This window comes from Streptomyces goshikiensis (genome assembly GCF_014650555.1).
GTDB lineage: Bacteria > Actinomycetota > Actinomycetes > Streptomycetales > Streptomycetaceae > Streptomyces > Streptomyces goshikiensis.
Map to the genome: position 1 here is coordinate 99847 of NZ_BMVE01000006.1, position 16964 is coordinate 116810.

A 16964-nucleotide genomic window follows, 5' to 3' on the forward strand; every position below is an offset into this window, starting at 1 on the left:
CACTGGAGCCAGCCATGGCCATCGAGGTCCGCATCCCCACCATCCTCCGCACCTACACCGACGGCGAGAAGGCCGTCAACGGTGAGGGCGCCACGCTGGCCGAGCTGTTCGCCGACCTGGAGACCCGCCACAAGGGCATCCAGGAGCGCATCGTCGACGACGCCAAGGGCGGCGAGCTGCGCCGCTTCGTGAACGTCTACCTCAACGACGAGGACGTCCGCTTCCTCGACGGCATCTCCACCGCGCTCAAGGACGGCGACAACGTCACCATCCTCCCGGCCGTGGCCGGCGGATCGAAGTAATGCGTTACGACTCCCCACTGGCCGCCGTCGGCAACACGCCGCTGGTGCGGCTGCCCCGGCTGTCGCCCTCCGCCGACGTGCGGATCTGGGCGAAGCTGGAGGACCGCAACCCGACCGGCTCGATCAAGGACCGCCCCGCGCTCCACATGGTCGAGCAGGCGGAGAAGGACGGCCGGCTGTACCCCGGCTGCACGATCCTGGAGCCCACCTCGGGCAACACCGGCATCTCGCTCGCCATGGCGGCGAAGCTCAAGGGCTACAAGATCGTGTGCGTCATGCCGGAGAACACCTCCCAGGAGCGCCGTGACCTCCTGCGGATGTGGGGAGCCGAGATCATCCCCTCGCCCGCCGCGGGCGGCTCGAACACCGCGGTGCGCGTCGCGAAGGAGCTGGCGGAGCAGAACCCCTCGTGGGTGATGCTCTACCAGTACGGCAACCCGGACAACGCGGGCGCCCACTACGCGACGACGGGCCCGGAGATCCTCGCGGACCTCCCCTCCATCACCCACTTCGTGGCGGGCCTCGGTACGACGGGCACCCTGATGGGCGTCGGCCGCTACCTGCGCGAACACGTGGAGGGCATCAGGATCGTCGCCGCCGAACCGCGCTACGACGACCTGGTCTACGGGCTCCGCAACCTGGACGAGGGCTTCGTCCCCGAGCTGTACGACGCCTCGGTGCTGACCACGCGGTACTCGGTCGGCTCCGCGGACGCGGTGACGCGCACCCGCGAACTCCTCCAGCTGGAGGGCATCTTCGCGGGCGTCTCCACCGGAGCCGCGCTGCACGCGGCGATCGGCGTGGGCCGCAAGGCGGTCGCGGCGGGGGAGTCGGCGGACATCGTGTTCGTCGTGGCCGACGGCGGCTGGAAGTACCTCTCGACCGGCGTCTACACGGCGGCGACGACGGAAGAGGCCATCGAGGTCCTCCAGGGACAGCTCTGGGCCTGAGCCCGGCCGCCCCCGCCGCCCCTGCCCCCGCCGGTGTCCGAGGCGCGCGGGCCGGGGCGGGCCGGGGCCGGGGTCGGGCAGCGCGGGCCGGGGCTCGGCGCCCGGTCAGCCGAGCAGGAGGGCGGCCAGGACGGCCGCGTGTCCGGCGGCCGGGTCCTTGACGGCGGTCAGCAGCGTCACCGGACCCGACGCCGCCAGACCGCGCAGACGGGACAGCGCGGCCGCCGCCCCGGGTTCGGCCAGCTCCGCCTCGTACCGCGCGCGGAACTCCGCCTCCGAGAGCCCGCCCGCGTGGAACTCCTTGCGCAGCGCCGACGACGGGGTCAGCTCCTTCGGCCATTCGTCCACCGCCGCCACCGCCTTCGCGAGCCCGCGCGGCCACAGCCGGTCCACGAGGACCCGTACGCCGTCCGCCCCCGGCTCGGGGGGATCGTAGACCCGCCGCACCCGTACCGCCGCCGCCGTCATCACTTGCCTCCGCCCAGGCCCCGGGCCTCGTCCCACACCGCCGGATCCAGTACGCCGAGCCTGCGCCGGAAGTCCCACAGCGACACCTCCGCCGGCCGGTCCGCCTCCAGGAAACCCGCCCGCCCCCGCACCCCCGGCGTACCCGGTGACAGCGGGACGACCCCGGCGCGCCGGTCGTCGTACTTCCCGGTGATCCACGCGACCCGCGCCCGGTGGCCCCGTACCGACGCCACCGCGAGCACCAGGCACGGCCGCCCGTCCGCTACGGACCACAGCTCACCCGCCCGCGGCCGCGGCGGCGGGCCGGTCCCGCGCGCGGCCGGCTCCCGGCGCGCGGCCTCCGGCCGACGCCCCGCGACCAGGACCACCAGCGCCACCGCGACGACCGCGGCGACGGCAGGCCACCAGGACGTGTCCATACTCCGACCGTAGCCGCGGCGCCACCGCCCGGCACGGCCACGGCATGGCAACGTCCGTACCAGCCGTCGCTCCCCCGGGTGACAGCACAGGTGATTCCCCCCACAACGGCCCGCCGCGGAGGAGCGACCGGACGTTTCGCGCCTTACGCTCGACGCACGCACGGCCCGCATTCCGTCCACGGACCGTCCACGGAGGTTCACGCTCCATGAAGCTCACCGTCGTCGGCTGTTCGGGGTCGTTCCCGTCCGCGGATTCGGCCTGTTCGAGCTACCTCGTCGAGGCCGACGGCTTCCGGCTGCTCCTCGACATGGGCAACGGCGCCCTCGGCGAGCTCCAGCGCCACATCGGTCTCTACGACCTCGACGCGATCTTCCTGAGCCATCTGCACGCCGATCACTGCATCGACATGTGCGCCTACTTCGTCGCCCGCTACTACCGGCACGAGGGCGGCCGCTGCGGCACCATCCCCGTCTACGGCCCCGAGGGCACCGAGAAGCGCCTGACCACCGCCTACGAGGACGTCCCCGACGAGCGCTCGATGAGCGAGGTCTTCGACTTCCGCACCCTGAAGTCCGGCAGCTTCGAGATCGGCCCGTTCCAGGTGCGCACGGAGAAGGTCTGCCACCCCGTCGAGGCCTACGGCATCCGCGTAGAGCACGGCGGCCGCTCGCTCACGTACTCCGGGGACACCGGTACCTGCCCCGAGCTCGGGCTGCTCGCCGAGGGCACCGACCTCTTCCTCTGCGAGGCCTCCTTCACGCACGGCAAGGAGGACATCCCCGGCCTCCACCTCAACGGGCGCGAGGCCGGCGAGTACGCCCGCGACAGCCGCGTCGGGCGGCTGCTGCTCACCCACATCCCGCCGTGGACGGACGCGCAGCAGAACCTCGCCGACGCCCGCGCGGTGTACGACGGCCCGGTCGAGCTCGCGCACCCCGGCGCCGTCCACGAGGTCTGACGCACGCGGAAGCCCCCGCCCTTCCGGAAGGAGGAGCGGGGGCTTCGGCGTTGGCGGAGGACCTACTTGGCGTCGGCCTTCGCCATCTCGGCGAGCTCCTCGTCGGACTCGCGGCCCGGCGTCGGGAGGTTGAACTTCGTGATCGCGAAGCGGAATCCGAAGTAGTAGACCGCTCCGAAGACCAGACCGATCGGAATGATCATCCAGGGGTTGGTCGCCTTGTTCCAGCCGAGGCCGAGGTCGATCAGACCCGCGGAGAAGGTGAAGCCCGCGTGGACCCCGAGCGCCCAGGTGACGGCCATCGAGACGGCGGTCAGGACGGCGTGGATCGCGTACAGCACCGGCGCGATGAACATGAACGAGAACTCGATGGGCTCGGTGACACCCGTGACGAACGAGGTGAGCGCGAGCGAGACCATCATGCCGGTGACGGCCTTGCGGCGCTCCGGGCGGGCGGTGTGCGCGATGGCCAGGGCGGCGGCCGGGAGGCCGAACATCATGATCGGGAAGAAGCCCGTCATGAACAGACCGGCGTCCGGGTCACCGGCGAAGAAGCGGTTCAGGTCACCGTGGACGACCTCGCCGGCGGCGTTGGTGAAGTCACCGATCTGGAACCAGGCGACGGTGTTGACGAACTGGTGCATGCCGATCGGGATCAGCGCGCGGTTGATGACACCGAAGAGGCCGGCGCCGATGGAGCCCAGTCCGGTCATCCACTCGCCGAAGTGGGAGATGACCTCACCGATCGGCTCCCAGACCAGACCGAAGAACACGCCGGCCAGGACGCCGACGAAGGCCATGATGATCGGGACGAGACGGCGGCCGTTGAAGAAGCCGAGCCAGTCCACCAGCTTGGTGCGGTGGTAGCGCTGCCACAGGACCGCGGCGAGCAGGCCCATGACGATGCCGCCGAGGACGCCGGGGTTGTTGTACGTCGCGGCGACGTCGACACCCTTGTTCTCGGTGGTGTTGATGACGGCCTCGGTCACCGGGAAGGCGGTGAGGACGTTCTTGTAGACGAGGAAGCCGACGAGCGCGGCGAGCGCCGTGGAACCGTCCGCCTTCTTCGCGAAGCCGATCGCGACGCCGATGCAGAACAGCAGCGGCAGGTTCGCGAAGACGGCGTCACCGGCGGTGGCGAACACCGTGGCGACCTTGCCCCAGCCGAGACCGTCCTTGCCGAAGACGTCGGGCTGGCCGAGGCGCAGCAGGATGCCGGCGGCGGGCAGGACGGCGATGGGCAGCTGGAGGCTGCGGCCGACCTTCTGCAGACCCTGGATCAGACCGGCCCCCCGCTTCTTGGCGGGCGGTGCGGCGGCGTCAGTAGCCGTACTCATAACTTCCTCCGGGGAGCAAGGCGCCGCCAGGGGGGTGGAACCAAGAGGACGGCGACGTCTCGAAAAGGGGGGCACACGCCGCCGGGGGAAGCGGTCGTGGTCTACACCAATGCATGGTGTAGACCAGTTGTAACACGGTGAGGGTTAGATAAGGAACCTTCGATTTCCTGTGGCCTGGGTCACATCTTCCCGGACGTGCCGAAGGCCCCCGGATCGTGATCCGGGGGCCCTTGACGGAGTGGTCCGCGACCCGCTCAGGGACACGTTTCCGGCGCGGTGCGGCCGCGGTGGGGAGGCCGGCTCAGGCCTTGGTGTTGTCCGCCTCCATCGCCGCGATCTCCTCGTCCGTCTCCCGCCCCGGAGTCGGGATGTCGAACTTCGTGATCGCGAACCGGAAGACGACGTAATAGACGACGGCGAAGCACAGCCCGATCGGAATGATCAGCCACGGCTTGGTCGCCAGCCCCCAGTTGATGACGTAGTCGATCAGCCCGGCCGAGAAGCTGAAGCCGTCGTGCACGCCCAGCCCCCAGGTCACCGCCATCGACACGCCCGTCAGCAGCGCGTGGACCGCGTACAGCGCGGGCGCCACGAAGAGGAACGAGTACTCCAGCGGCTCCGTGATCCCCGTGACGAACGAGGTCAGGGCCACCGACAGCATCAGGCCCCCCACCTCCTTGCGCCGCGCCGGCTTCGCGCAGTGGGTGATGGCCAGCGCCGCGGCGGGCAGGGCGAACATCATGATCGGGAAGAAGCCGGAGAGGAACAGCCCGGCGTTCGGATCGCCGGCCAGGAACATCGGGATGTCACCGTGCACGACCTGGCCGTCCGGCTTGGTGTAGCTGCCGAACTGGAACCACACCGGCACGTTCAGGAACTGGTGCAGGCCGATCACCAGCAGGGCCCGGTTCGCGACGCCGAAGATGCCGGAACCCAGGGAGCTCAGCCCGACCAGCCAGTCGGAGAAGCTCTCCAGCCCGTCGCCGATCGGCGGCCAGATCCACAGGCAGAGCGAGGCGAAGGCGATCGCGACGAAGGTCATGATGATCGGGACCAGCCGGCGGCCGTTGAAGAAGCCGAGCCAGTCCACCAGCTTGACCCGGTGGTAGCGCTGCCAGAACCAGGCGGCCAGCAGGCCCATGACGATGCCGCCGAAGACCCCCGGGTTCTGGAAGGTGTACTCGGCGAAGGTGTCGTCCGGCCCCAGGCAGCCGCCCCCGATGTCCTTCGTCCCCGTCGGGCAGGGGGTGGGGAAGACCCGCAGCACGCTCCGGTAGACGAGGAAGCCGACCACCGCGGCCAGGGCGGTCGACCCGTCCGCCTTCTTGGCCATGCCGATCGCGACGCCGACGCAGAAGAGGAGCGGCAGGCCGAGGTCCGCGTTGAGCAGCGCGCCGCCCGCGGCGGCCATGACCTTGGCGACGTCCGTCCAGCCGAGGCCGTCCGTGCCGAACATGTCGGGCTGGCCGAAGCGGTTGAGGATGCCGGCCGCGGGGAGGACCGCGATCGGCAGCTGAAGGCTCCGGCCCATCTTCTGCAACGCCTGGAACAGGTGGTTCCGCCAATTCGGTTGCGGCACTGCGGTGGCGCTGGTCGCGCTCATCGGTGTCCTCCCTGACCGGCCCGTTTTTGGCTGCCGCAACACGTACGGCACACTGGTGTAGACCAGTTGTGGGTAGGTTGCTGCTGATCGTCATGATTCGGCAGGGACCGGACACGCGCCCGTGTAGATGGGCCAACCGTGCGTTACCGTGACAACGCGGACCGCTCCGGTGGGAATCCATGTTCCGGCCGCTGAGACTCGTTCTTCGCATCACTCAGGGAGAAACCATGGCCACCAAGGCTGAGAAGATCGTCGCCGGGCTCGGCGGCATCGAGAACATCGAAGAGGTCGAGGGCTGCATCACCCGCCTGCGCACCGAGGTCGTCAACCCCGACCTCGTCGACGAAGTCGCGCTCAAGGCGGCCGGCGCCCACGGCGTCGTCAAGATGGGCACCGCGATCCAGGTCGTCATCGGCACCGACGCCGACCCGATCGCCGCCGACATCGAAGACATGATGTGATCCGGACCGACCGGACCCGCTAGACCCCGCACCACCCCGCAGACCCCGTCCCGCGAGCACCCGGACGGGGTCTTCGCGTTCGCCCGCAGCGACTAGGCTCGGAGCCATGTCTCGCATCGACGGCCGTACGCCCGAACAGCTCCGCCCGGTCACCATCGAACGCGGATGGAGCAAGCACGCCGAGGGCTCCGTCCTCATCTCCTTCGGAGACACCAAGGTCTTCTGCACCGCCTCCTTCACCGAAGGCGTCCCGCGCTGGCGCAAGGGCAGCGGCGAAGGCTGGGTCACCTCCGAGTACTCGATGCTGCCCCGCTCCACCAACACCCGCGGCGACCGCGAATCCGTCCGCGGCAAGATCGGCGGCCGCACCCACGAGATCTCCCGCCTCATCGGCCGCTCGCTGCGCGCCGTCATCGACTACAAGGCCCTCGGCGAGAACACCATCGTCCTGGACTGCGACGTCCTCCAGGCCGACGGCGGCACCCGCACCGCCGCCATCACCGGCGCCTACGTCGCCCTCGCCGACGCCGTCGCCTGGGGCCAGCGCAAGAAGCTGATCAAGGCCGGCCGCAAGCCGCTCACCGGCACCGTCGCCGCCGTCAGCGTCGGCATCGTCGACGGCGAGCCGCTCCTCGACCTCTGCTACGAGGAGGACGTGCGGGCCGAGACCGACATGAACGTCGTCTGCACCGGCGACGGCCGCTTCGTCGAGGTCCAGGGCACCGCCGAGGGCGAGCCCTTTGACCGCAAGGAGCTCAACGCCCTCCTCGACCTGGCCGCCGGCGGCTGCGCCGACCTCCAGGCCCTCCAGCTGGGCGCGCTCGACCTCCAGGCCCCGTAGCGGTACGACGGCAACCGCCGGGCCCGCCCCGGCGTCCTCGTAGACACGGGCGCACGGTAGTCACTACCGTGCGCCCTTCCACGTCACCTCGTACTCCCGTACGCCGTACGTCCGTACGCCCGTCTCGCCCCTGGGGGATCCGCATGAAGCTCCGCATAGCCGCCGTCGCGGTGGCAGCCGTCCTGACCGTCCCCGCCCTCACCTCCTGCGACGCGATCTCGACGGCGATGGACTGCGCCAACACGGCGGTGGCCATCACGGACGGGGCGAACGACCTCCAGCAGGCCGTCTCGCAGGCCGGGAACAGCCCGCAGGACGCGCAGAACGCCCTCAGCCAGATCGACCAGAACCTCAAGAAGATCGGCGACCAGACGGACAACGCCGACCTGCGCAAGGCGATCGACTCGATGAACACGGCCGTCAAGAACGTCCGCACGTCCATCGAAGGCGGCAACTCCGCCCCCGACATCACCCCGGTCGCGGACGCGGCGTCGGAGATCTCCAAGGTCTGCACCCCGGGCTGAGCGCGCGGGGCGGCCGGAATAATGGACGCATGACGACCAGCCGCCTGATCCTCGCCACCCGCAACGCGGGCAAAGTCACCGAACTCCGCGCCATCCTGTCCGACGCCGGCCTGCCGCACGAGCTGGTCGGCGCGGACGCGTACCCGCAGATCCCCGACGTCAAGGAAACCGGCGTCACCTTCGCCGAGAACGCCCTCCTCAAGGCCCACGCCCTCGCCCAGGCCACGGGCCTGCCCGCCGTCGCCGACGACTCCGGCCTGTGCGTGGACGTCCTGAACGGCGCCCCCGGCATCTTCTCCGCCCGCTGGGCCGGCACCCACGGCGACGACAAGGCCAACCTGGACCTGCTCCTGGCCCAGCTCGGGGACATCGCCGACGAGAACCGCGGCGCCCACTTCGCCTGCGCCGCCGCCCTCGCCCTCCCGGACGGCACCGAGCGCGTGGTCGAGGGCCGCCTCCTCGGCACCCTCCGCCACACCCCGGCCGGCACCGGCGGCTTCGGCTACGACCCGATCCTCCAGCCCACGGGCGACACCCGCACCTGCGCCGAACTCACGGCGGCGGAGAAGAACGCCATCTCCCACCGCGGCCAGGCCTTCCGCGCCCTGGTCCCCTTCATCCGCGCCCTGCTGGGCTGACGCCCCGAGCGCGCCGAAGGCCCCGTACGCGGTACTCGCGCGCGGGGCCTTCGTCGAGGTGCGGTTGGGGGGACTCGAACCCCCACGGGTTTTACCCCACTGGGACCTAAACCCAGCGTGACTGCCAATTCCACCACAACCGCCTACCAAGCGGGCCAATTTGGACATCGGCTCTGCATGGCTGCGGTCAGTGTACGACTGCCGGGGCCCCGTGGGGGTCAGATGGGAGTCAGCCGTGGGTCAGATGCCCAGGTCCTTGATGATCTTGGCTACGTGGCCCGTGGCCTTGACGTTGTAGAGGGCGCGCTCGACCTTGCCCTCCTCGTCGACGATCACCGTGGAGCGGATGACGCCGGTGACCGTCTTGCCGTACAGCTTCTTCTCGCCGAACGCGCCGTACGCCGTCAGGACCTCCTTGGACGGGTCGCCGACCAGGGTGACCGACAGGTGCTCCTGCTCCCGGAACTTCGCCAGCTTCTCCGGCTTGTCCGGGGAGACGCCGATGACGTCGTAACCCGCCTGGGCCAGTACGGCCAGGTTGTCCGTGAAGTCGCAGGCCTGCTTCGTGCAGCCCGGCGTCAGGGCGGCCGGGTAGAAGTACACGATGACCTTGCGGCCCTTGTGGTCGGCGAGCGAGACCTCGTTGCCGTCCGCGTCGGGCAGGGTGAAGGCAGGGGCGGTGTCGCCCGGCTGAAGTCGCTCGCTCATCTCAACAGTCTCCTCGGGAGGGGATCGGTACCGCACGAGACTAAGCTGACAGACTGTCCAGGGGCGGATCACGCCCGCCATGCGACCACTCGCACGACACGACGACGGAGGCAGCGCGGTGCCGGAAGCCAGGACCCCCGCACAGATCGAGGCGGACATCGTCCGCAGGCGCGAGCAGCTCGCCGAGACGCTCGACGAGATCGGTGTGCGCATGCATCCGAAGACGATCGTCGGGGACGCCAAGGCCAAGGTCGCCTCGACCGTCGACCAGACCGCCGGGCGCGTCGTCGTCGCGGTGAACCGCCTCGTGACCGACGTGAAGGCGGGCCTGTGCAACGAGGACGGCAGCCCGCGTCCCGAGCGGATCGTGCCGGTGGCGCTGTTCGCCGTCGGTGTGGTCGGCCTGGTGGTCGTGTCGGCGCGCCGCAAGCGCTGATGACCCTGCGCGGTCCGGGGCGGGCGCGGGCGGGTAGGTTCGAGGGGTGAGCGAGAACACCACCACCCACGACAAGCTGCCCATTCGCATGCTGCACGACCGCGTGCTCGTGAAGTCGGACTCGCCGGAGGGCGAGCGCCGCTCCGGCGGCGGCATCCTGATCCCGGCGACGGCCGCCGTGGGCAAGAGGCTGGCCTGGGCCGAGGTGGTCGCGGTCGGGCAGAACGTACGGAGCGTGGAGCCGGGCGACCGGGTGCTGTACGACCCCGAGGATCGGGCCGAGGTCGAGGTGCGCGGGGCGACGTACGTGCTGATGCGCGAGCGGGACCTGCACGCGGTGGCCGCCGAGCGGCTGGAGGGGTCCAAGGACTCCACCGGGCTCTACCTGTGACCCCGTAGGACGCGAGGACGCGAGGACGGCGGACAAGGGCCGGTGACCGAGGTCACCGGCCCTTCGTATGCCCTTTTGCTACGGTGGAGGGGAACCCCCGACGAGACGCGCCGTACCGGGTAGCTGGCTGAAAAGACGACGCACCCCGTAGCTCTCGCTCTCGTTCCGGAGGTGCCCGTCATGGCCTGGGTTCTGCTTCTCGTCGCCGGTCTGCTCGAAGTCGGCTGGTCGATCGGCATGAAGTTCACCGAGGGATTCACCCGCCTGTGGCCCAGTGTGTTCACGGGCGCCGGCATCGTCGCGAGCATGGTGCTGCTGTCGTACGCCGCGAAGACCCTCCCGATCGGTACGGCGTACGGGGTGTGGGTGGGCATCGGTGCGGCCGGGGCCGCGGTGCTCGGCATGGCGGTGCTGGGGGAGCCCGTCACCGCCGCCCGGATCTTCTTCATCTGTCTGCTGCTGGTCGCCGTGGTGGGGCTGAAGGCGACTTCCGGTCACTGAATCCGTTCCGCCGTTCCGTTCCGCTGTTCCCCGCTATTCCACGAATTCGGGGAGCGGGCGGCGGCCCGCCGTCGTGCCGCCCTGGGTGAGGCCCTGGGGGCCGGCGGTGGTGCCGGCATCCGCGCCGGCGTCCGCGCCTTGGGTGGAGCCCTGGTCTGCGCCTTGGGCGGTGCCTTGGTCGGCGCCCTGGGTGGAGCCTTGGTCAGTGCCCTGGGAGGTTCCGGCGTCGGTGCCTTGGTTGGTGGCGCCGCCGTTGTTCTGGCCGCCCTGGTTCTGGCCTTGGCTCTGGCCCTGGTTCTGGCCGCCCTGTGACTGCCCGCCGTTGTTCTGGCCGCCCGTCGGCCGGGAGGGCCGTGCCGGCGGCCCGGGGCTCTGTTCGTCGTCCGGGGACTGCTCCGGGGTGTCCGCCGGCGGGGGCGGGGGCGGTGACTGGGCCGCGCCCGGTTCGAGTTCGAGGTCGAAGTCCTCCGGCTCCGAGGCCTCCAGGGCCGTCTTCGTATAGGCCGCCCAGATCCGGGCCGGGTAGCCCCCGCCGCCGATCCGGTTCTCGCCCAGCGCCCCGTAGAGGGGTTGGAGGGTGCCGGTGTCCGGGTCCTGGCCCATCATCGACACGACCGTGACCAGGTCCGGGGTGTAGCCCGCGAACCAGGCCGCGCGGTCCTGCTCGGCGGTGCCGGTCTTGCCGGCCGCCGGATGCCCGGCGGCGAGGGCCGCCGTACCGGTGCCGTTGTCGACGACGCTGACCAGCATCGAGGTGGTGGTGTCGGCGGCCTCGCGGGAGACGACCTGGAGCGGGGTGCGGTCGGGCAGCTTGACCGTGTCCCCCTCCTTGGTGATCTTCTCGACCAGGGTGTAGGGGGTGTAGCGGCCGTGGTCGGCGAGGGTCGCGTAGGCCTGGGTCATGTCGAGGACGCTGGCCTGCATGGTGCCGAGCGCCATGGCCGGGCCCGACACGAAGTTCGGGGTGTTCTCGGGGATGCCGAGCGAAATGGCGGTCTTCTTGACCTTGTCCGTGCCGACGTCGACGGCCATCTGCGCGTACACGGCGTTGACGGAGAGGTCGGTGGCGGTGTTGACGGTGATGTCGCCGTACGAGAGCCGCCCCTCGTTCTCCGGGGCGAAGGGGACGGAACTGCCGACCACCGGGCGCCTGTTGTCGCCGTTGTAGATCGTGTTCGGGGTGATCCGGCGGCCGTCCCGGGTGCGGGAGCCGTTCTCGACGGCGGAGGTGAAGACGAACGGCTTGAAGGTGGAGGCCACCTGGTAGTCGTGCCGGGTCGCGTTGTTGACGTACTGCTTGGTGTAGTCGATGCCCCCGTACATGGCGACGACCTTGCCGGTCGCCGGGTCGATGGAGGCCCCGCCGGCGCGCACCAGGCGGTCCGCCTTGCGCGTCCCGGGTTCGAGTTCGGAGACCATCTCCTCGTCGACGGCGTCCACGAAGGCGTTCTGGCGGCGCTTGTCGATGGTGGTGGTGATCCGGTAGCCGCCCTCGGCGAGGGTGGCGTCGTCGAGGATCTTGTGGTCGAGGATGTAGTCCTTGACGGCCTCGACGAGGTAGCCGCGCTGCCCCGACAGCCCGGCGGCGGGGCGGATCTTGCCGGGTTCGGGGAAGCGGGTGGCAGCCCGCTCGGCCTGGCTCATCCAGCCCTTCTTGACCATGCCGTCGAGTACGTAGTTCCAGCGGGCGACCGCGCGGGCGCGGCTCTGCGGGTGGGCGACGACGTCGAAGGCGCTGGGGGAGTTGAGGAGGGTGGCGAGGTAGGCGCCCTCGGCGGTGGTGAGTCTGCCGACGTCCTTGCCGTAGTAGGCCTGTGCGGCGGCCTGGATGCCGTAGGCGTTGCGGCCGAAGTAGCTGGTGTTCAGGTAGCCCTCAAGGATGTGGTTCTTGGACTCCTCGCGACCGAGTTTGATCGCGATGAAGAACTCCTTGACCTTCCGGCTGACCGTCTGTTCCTGGCCCAAGTAGTAGTTCTTGACGTACTGCTGGGTGATCGTCGAGCCGGACTGTTTGCCCTTGCCCATGAGCGTGTTCCAGGCGGCGCGCAGCATCGCCTTTGGGTCCACCGCCCGTTCGGAGTGGAAGTCCCGGTCCTCGGCGGCCAGTACGGCTTCCTGGACGGTCCGGGGGATCTGGGAGAGCGGCACGTTGACGCGGTTGACCTCGCCGTCGCGGGCGAGCTGGGAACCGTCGGAGTAGAGGTAGACGTTGGACTGCGCGATCGCGGCGGAGTTGGCGGGCGGGATGTCGACGAGCAGATAGCCGGCGACCAGGGCGCCGCCGAGCAGGAGCGCGAAGAGCAGCAGACAGCCGAGGACGAGGCGCCAGCCGGGGACGAAGCGGCGCCAGCCGGTGCGCGGGCGGCGGGCCTTGGGGGTCCTTCCCGTCTTTCCCGCCTGGCCGCTCCTTCCCGTCGGGCCGTTCTGGCCGGGGTCTTCGGGGGTGTCCGGATCGCGAGGGGTCCAGCCCGGGGGTGGTGACTGGTCGCTCATCTCCGGAACTCCTCGACGCCGTACGAAATATCCACTTCTGTACCTCATGGTGTCTACCCGATGCCAGATGATTCCGCCCCGGACGGGCGTAAATCGTTCGCGTGGCTCGCCCCTCCGCACTAAGCTCGCGCGCTTTGGCCGACGTAGGAACGACGTGGGAAACGGAGGGATACGGTGCGTCAGAGAGCCGCTCTCTACGCGGCGGTGGCGGCGGGCGGTTTCCGCCGGTACGCCACCTACGGGACGGCGACCGCGGCCGGTGTGTTCACCAACACCGTCTTCGGTTTCATCCTCGCGTACACGTACATCGCGCTGTGGGACGAGCGGCCGGGGCTCGGGGGCTACGACCAGGCGCAGGCCCTGACGTTCGTATGGGTCAGCCAGTCGCTGCTGGCCGCCGGGTCGCTCATCGGAGGCGGGTTCCAGGAGGAGATGCAGGAGCGGATCCGGACCGGGGACATCGCCGTCGACCTGTACCGGCCGGCGGACCTCCAGGCGTGGTGGCTCGCCGCCGATCTGGGCCGGGCCGGCTTCCAGCTGCTGGGCCGCGGGGTGGTGCCGCTGCTGGCGGGCGCGCTGGCGTTCCCGCTGGCGCTGCCGGTGGACCCGGTGCGCTGGCTGCTGTTCCTGGTGTCCGTCGTGCTCGCGCTGGTGGTGGGCTTCGCGGTGCGCTACCTGGTGGGGCTGTCGGCGTTCTGGCTGATGGACGGGACGGGGGTCAACATGATGGCCGTCGTCGTCACGATCTTCTTCTCCGGGATGCTGCTGCCGCTGACCGTGTTCCCGGGCGGATTCGGCGAGTTCGTCCGGACCCTGCCGTGGGCGGCGATGCTCCAGGTCCCGCTGGACGTGCTGCTCGGCAAGAACGCCGGTGCCGGGGGAGCGGCCGGGGCGCTGGGTTTCCAGGCCTGTTGGGCGCTCGTACTGCTGGGGCTGGGCCGGCTGGTGCAGTCGGCGGCGACGCGGAAGGTGGTGGTGCAGGGTGGCTGAGGCGGTGGCGGAGGCCGGCGCGGGGGTGGCCCCGGGCGCGCCGGAAGTGCCGGGCGTGCCGGGCGCGCCGGAGGTGCCGGAGCGCAGCCGGGCCCTGGAGGGGGTGCGGGGCTACGGGCTGATCGTGGCGATGTGGATCCGGTCGACGATGACCTACCGGACGTCCTTCTTCCTCGCGACGTTCGGGAACGCGACGGTCCAGCTGCTGGACTTCGTCGCGATCTACATCATGTTCTCGCACGTGGAGGCGCTGGGCGGCTTCTCGCTGCCCGAGATCGCCCTGCTGTACGGGTCCTGCTCGGCTTCGCTGGGCCTGGCGGACCTGCTGCTCGGCAACACCGACCGGATCGGCGTCCGCGTCCGCGACGGCTCGCTCGACACGATGCTGGTGCGCCCGGTCCCGCTGCTGGCGCAGGTCGCGGCCGACCGCTTCGCGTTGCGGCGGCTGGGGCGGATCGTGCAGGGGCTCGGGGTGCTGGGCTGGGCGGTGTGGGCGCTGGACGTGGCCTGGACGCCCGGGAAGGTGCTGCTGGTGCCCGTGATGATCCTGGCCGGGGCGGCGATCTTCGCGGCGGTGATGCTGGCGGGGGCGGCGTTCCAGTTCGTCGCCGGGGACGCGGCGGAGGTGCAGAACTCCTTCACGTACGGGGGGAACACGATGCTCCAGTACCCGCCGACGGTGTTCGGGAAGGACCTGCTGCGCGGGGTGACCTTCATCGTGCCGCTGGCCTTCGTCAACTGGCTGCCCGCGCTGCACGTGCTGGGGCGGCCCGATCCGCTGGGACTGCCGGGGTGGGTGGGGTACTTGAGCCCGCTCGTGGCGTTCGTGGCGTTCCTGCCCGCGTCGCTGGCGTGGCGCGCGGGGGTTCGTTCGTACCGGAGCACGGGGAGCTGAGCGGAGGACATGGGCATGGGTGGCGGAGAAGTGCTGATCTCGTTGGACGGGGTCGAGAAGGTCTTTGACGTACGGCGCCGGGTGAGCCTGATGCGGCGGGAGAAACGCCAGGTCAGAGCGGTGGACGGGATCAGCTTCGAGGTCGCGCGGGGCGAGATGGTCGGCTACATCGGGCCGAACGGCGCCGGGAAGTCGACCACGATCAAGATGCTCACCGGGATCCTGACCCCGAGCGGCGGCCGGCTGCGCGTCGCGGGCATCGACCCGGCGCGGGAGCGGATGCGGCTGGCGCACCGGATCGGCGTGGTGTTCGGGCAGCGTACGACGCTGTGGTGGGACCTGCCGCTGAAGGACTCGTACGGGCTGATGCGGCGGATGTACCGGATTCCGGCGGAGCGGTTCGCCCGGAACATGGAGCGCTGCGTGGAGCAGCTGGACCTGGCCGAGCTGCTCGACGTACCGGTGCGGCAGCTGTCGCTCGGGCAGCGGATGCGCGGTGACATCGCGGCGGCGCTGCTGCACGATCCGGACGTGCTGTACCTGGACGAGCCGACGATCGGGCTCGATGTGGTGAGCAAGGCGAAGGTACGGGGATTCCTGCGGCAGCTGAACGGGGAGCTCGGGACCACGGTGCTGCTGACCACGCACGACCTCCAGGACATCGAGCAGCTGTGCGAGCGGGTGATGGTGATCGACCACGGGCGGCTCATGTACGACGGGCCGCTGCGCGGGCTGCACACGGCGGGCGGGGTGGCGGAGAGCGAGCGGACGCTGGTGGTGGACCTGGAGCGGGAGCTTCCGGCGATCAGCGTGCCGGGCGCGCGGGTGGTGAAGGTGGAGGGGCCCCGGCAGTGGCTGGCGTTCCCGGCGGGGGCATCGGCTGCGCCGCTGGTGGCGGCGGTGGCGGCGGACTATCCGCTGGTGGACCTGTCGGTGCGGGAGCCGGACATCGAGGACGTGATCGCGCGGATGTACGCGGGGCGGGGATGAGGGAGAAATCAGGGAAAGGCCCGGGGTCCGGCTCGGGGTAGGGCGTACTCCTGCGCGGTATGACTGCTTAGGGTGGTCCACATGAGTGACGAGCGGCCGCAGAAGCCGTTGCCGGAAGAGCAGTTGTCGCGGGAGACGACGTCGCTGGAGAAGGCGCCGTCGGTGTCCGGTCCCGGCGCCTCCGCGGCGCCCGCGGCGCCCGTGCTGCCGGGGCAGCCGGTCGCGGCGCCCGCGCTGCGCGCCTCGGACGCCGACCGGGAGCGGGTGGTGGAGCGGCTGCGCGACGCCGTCGCCGAGGGCCGGCTCGACATGGAGGAGTTCCAGGAACGGCTGGAGGCGGCGTACGCCTCGCGTACGTACGCCGAGCTCGAACCGCTGACCCGCGACCTGCCGGCCGTCGGCGGGGCCCCGGCGGGCGCCGCCGCGGCGGTGACCGGGCCGGGGCAGGAGCAGGCCGCGTGGCCCGAGCGGATCGGCGGTGCGGGTACCTCGTCCACGGCGGTGGCCGTCATGTCGGGGTTCCAGCGCAAGGGCCAGTGGACGGTGCCCGCGCGCTTCAACGCGGTGGCCTTCTGGGGCGGCGGTGACCTCGACCTGCGGGAGGCGAGCTTCTCGCAGCGCGAGGTGGTGATCACGTGCATCGCGGTGATGGGCGGCATTCAGATCACGGTGCCGCCGGGTGTGGAGGTCGACGTCCGCGGCATCGGCGTGATGGGCGCGTTCGACCAGCGCGGCAACCCGGGCCCCCTCCAGCCGGGCGCCCCGCGCGTGGTGGTGACGGGCTTCGCGATGTGGGGCGGCGTGGAGATCCGCGTCAAACCCCTCAAGTCCGACCGCGAGAACAAACCCCGCCGCCGCAAGGAACTCTGACGCCCCCTTCCCGGCCCCGCGACCCCAACGCCCCAACCCGCGCCGGAGCCCGTGCCCACGCCTCGGCCCGGAGCCCGTGCACCCCCGGCAGCGCGCCCGGCCCCTCGCGGAGCAGCGCTCACAGCGCGCCGGCGCGCCCCGCTGGGCACCCCTACGGGCCTGGCGACGCGACTCCGCCCGGCGCTGGG

Annotated in this window: 20 protein-coding genes, 1 tRNA gene and 1 riboswitch; of the genes, 14 read left to right on the top strand and 7 right to left on the bottom strand. The window is 70.8% G+C overall.

Annotation, left to right across the window (positions count from 1 at the left end; genetic code table 11):
- The first annotated feature begins 14 nt into the window (after nucleotides 1-14).
- Together IE248_RS19150 and IE248_RS19155 are read left to right on the top strand one after the other, a co-directional pair.
- Complete coding sequence (locus IE248_RS19150) at nucleotides 15-302, top strand: MoaD/ThiS family protein (protein ID WP_008742604.1); 288 nt, start codon at nucleotides 15-17, stop codon at nucleotides 300-302.
- Nucleotides 302-1252: a PLP-dependent cysteine synthase family protein gene (locus tag IE248_RS19155; protein ID WP_008742603.1), complete on the top strand. Its 951-nt coding sequence runs from the start codon at nucleotides 302-304 to the stop codon at nucleotides 1250-1252. The genes IE248_RS19150 and IE248_RS19155 overlap by 1 nt, the downstream gene beginning before the upstream one ends.
- 105 nt (nucleotides 1253-1357) lie before the next feature.
- Here the strand turns inward: IE248_RS19155 and IE248_RS19160 are convergent, their stop codons facing one another.
- Nucleotides 1358-1720, bottom strand: a complete 363-nt coding sequence (locus tag IE248_RS19160) for a DUF488 domain-containing protein (RefSeq protein WP_037794221.1) — start codon at nucleotides 1718-1720, stop codon at nucleotides 1358-1360.
- On the bottom strand, nucleotides 1720-2139 hold the full coding sequence (locus tag IE248_RS19165; protein WP_008742601.1) for a hypothetical protein: 420 nt from the start codon (nucleotides 2137-2139) through the stop codon (nucleotides 1720-1722). The genes IE248_RS19160 and IE248_RS19165 overlap by 1 nt, the downstream gene beginning before the upstream one ends.
- Nucleotides 2140-2345: 206 nt before the next feature.
- Between IE248_RS19165 and IE248_RS19170 the strand changes: the two genes are divergently transcribed.
- Nucleotides 2346-3098 carry an MBL fold metallo-hydrolase gene (locus IE248_RS19170; RefSeq protein ID WP_037797654.1) on the top strand — a complete coding sequence of 251 codons (753 nt, stop codon included), beginning with the start codon at nucleotides 2346-2348 and terminating at the stop codon, nucleotides 3096-3098.
- Nucleotides 3099-3160: 62 nt separating this feature from the next.
- Here the strand turns inward: IE248_RS19170 and IE248_RS19175 are convergent, their stop codons facing one another.
- Together IE248_RS19175 and IE248_RS19180 are read right to left on the bottom strand one after the other, a co-directional pair.
- Nucleotides 3161-4435, bottom strand: coding sequence for a PTS transporter subunit EIIC (locus IE248_RS19175; protein WP_037797652.1), 1275 nt, complete (start codon nucleotides 4433-4435; stop codon nucleotides 3161-3163).
- A 301-nt stretch (nucleotides 4436-4736) separates the two neighbouring features.
- A complete protein-coding gene (locus IE248_RS19180; protein WP_073799334.1) occupies nucleotides 4737-6038 on the bottom strand; it encodes a PTS transporter subunit EIIC in 1302 nt (433 codons plus the stop codon).
- A gap of 227 nt (nucleotides 6039-6265) precedes the next feature.
- On the opposite strand from IE248_RS19180, the gene IE248_RS19185 reads away from it, so the two are divergent.
- The 4 genes from IE248_RS19185 to rdgB all read left to right on the top strand — a co-directional run bounded on the left by IE248_RS19185 (nucleotide 6266) and on the right by rdgB (nucleotide 8502).
- Nucleotides 6266-6499, top strand: coding sequence for a PTS sugar transporter subunit IIB (locus IE248_RS19185; RefSeq protein ID WP_073799335.1), 234 nt, complete (start codon nucleotides 6266-6268; stop codon nucleotides 6497-6499).
- Nucleotides 6500-6605: 106 nt separating this feature from the next.
- Nucleotides 6606-7340, top strand: coding sequence for a ribonuclease PH (rph, locus tag IE248_RS19190; protein ID WP_008742595.1), 735 nt, complete (start codon nucleotides 6606-6608; stop codon nucleotides 7338-7340).
- Nucleotides 7341-7483: 143 nt separating this feature from the next.
- Nucleotides 7484-7864, top strand: a complete 381-nt coding sequence (locus IE248_RS19195; RefSeq protein WP_008742594.1) for a hypothetical protein — start codon at nucleotides 7484-7486, stop codon at nucleotides 7862-7864.
- A gap of 29 nt (nucleotides 7865-7893) precedes the next feature.
- The gene (gene rdgB / locus IE248_RS19200) at nucleotides 7894-8502 is read left to right on the top strand and encodes an RdgB/HAM1 family non-canonical purine NTP pyrophosphatase (protein ID WP_008742593.1); all 609 of its coding nucleotides are present in this window, start codon (nucleotides 7894-7896) and stop codon (nucleotides 8500-8502) included.
- Between the two features lie 59 nt (nucleotides 8503-8561).
- On the opposite strand, the gene IE248_RS19205 is transcribed toward rdgB, so the two are convergent.
- Nucleotides 8562-8645, bottom strand: a tRNA-Leu gene (locus IE248_RS19205).
- Between the two features lie 97 nt (nucleotides 8646-8742).
- A complete protein-coding gene (gene bcp, locus IE248_RS19210; RefSeq protein ID WP_008742592.1) occupies nucleotides 8743-9210 on the bottom strand; it encodes a thioredoxin-dependent thiol peroxidase in 468 nt (155 codons plus the stop codon).
- Between the two features lie 118 nt (nucleotides 9211-9328).
- On the opposite strand from bcp, the gene IE248_RS19215 reads away from it, so the two are divergent.
- The 3 genes from IE248_RS19215 to IE248_RS19225 all read left to right on the top strand — a co-directional run bounded on the left by IE248_RS19215 (nucleotide 9329) and on the right by IE248_RS19225 (nucleotide 10538).
- Nucleotides 9329-9646: a DUF3618 domain-containing protein gene (locus tag IE248_RS19215; RefSeq protein ID WP_008742591.1), complete on the top strand. Its 318-nt coding sequence runs from the start codon at nucleotides 9329-9331 to the stop codon at nucleotides 9644-9646.
- A 46-nt stretch (nucleotides 9647-9692) separates the two neighbouring features.
- Nucleotides 9693-10037: a GroES family chaperonin gene (locus tag IE248_RS19220; protein WP_008742590.1), complete on the top strand. Its 345-nt coding sequence runs from the start codon at nucleotides 9693-9695 to the stop codon at nucleotides 10035-10037.
- Between the two features lie 65 nt (nucleotides 10038-10102).
- Nucleotides 10103-10182, top strand: a riboswitch (guanidine-III (ykkC-III) riboswitch).
- 35 nt (nucleotides 10183-10217) lie between these two features.
- Nucleotides 10218-10538, top strand: coding sequence for a DMT family transporter (locus IE248_RS19225; RefSeq protein ID WP_030158619.1), 321 nt, complete (start codon nucleotides 10218-10220; stop codon nucleotides 10536-10538).
- A 33-nt stretch (nucleotides 10539-10571) separates the two neighbouring features.
- Here the strand turns inward: IE248_RS19225 and IE248_RS19230 are convergent, their stop codons facing one another.
- Entirely contained in the window at nucleotides 10572-13031 is a 2460-nt protein-coding gene (locus tag IE248_RS19230) for a transglycosylase domain-containing protein (RefSeq protein WP_229895400.1), read from the bottom strand.
- Nucleotides 13032-13205: 174 nt separating this feature from the next.
- Here IE248_RS19230 and IE248_RS19235 point away from each other — a divergent pair, with 174 nt between their 5' ends.
- From IE248_RS19235 to IE248_RS19250, 4 genes are all read left to right on the top strand, one after another.
- Complete coding sequence (locus IE248_RS19235) at nucleotides 13206-14021, top strand: ABC transporter permease (protein WP_073799336.1); 816 nt, start codon at nucleotides 13206-13208, stop codon at nucleotides 14019-14021.
- Complete coding sequence (locus tag IE248_RS19240; protein WP_373301551.1) at nucleotides 14014-14916, top strand: ABC transporter permease; 903 nt, start codon at nucleotides 14014-14016, stop codon at nucleotides 14914-14916. Before IE248_RS19235 ends, IE248_RS19240 begins: the two co-directional genes overlap by 8 nt.
- 15 nt (nucleotides 14917-14931) lie before the next feature.
- Nucleotides 14932-15906 carry an ABC transporter ATP-binding protein gene (locus IE248_RS19245; RefSeq protein ID WP_190031250.1) on the top strand — a complete coding sequence of 325 codons (975 nt, stop codon included), beginning with the start codon at nucleotides 14932-14934 and terminating at the stop codon, nucleotides 15904-15906.
- An 81-nt stretch (nucleotides 15907-15987) separates the two neighbouring features.
- Nucleotides 15988-16776, top strand: a complete 789-nt coding sequence (locus IE248_RS19250) for a DUF1707 SHOCT-like domain-containing protein (protein ID WP_190031251.1) — start codon at nucleotides 15988-15990, stop codon at nucleotides 16774-16776.
- Nucleotides 16777-16964: the final 188 nt, after the last annotated feature.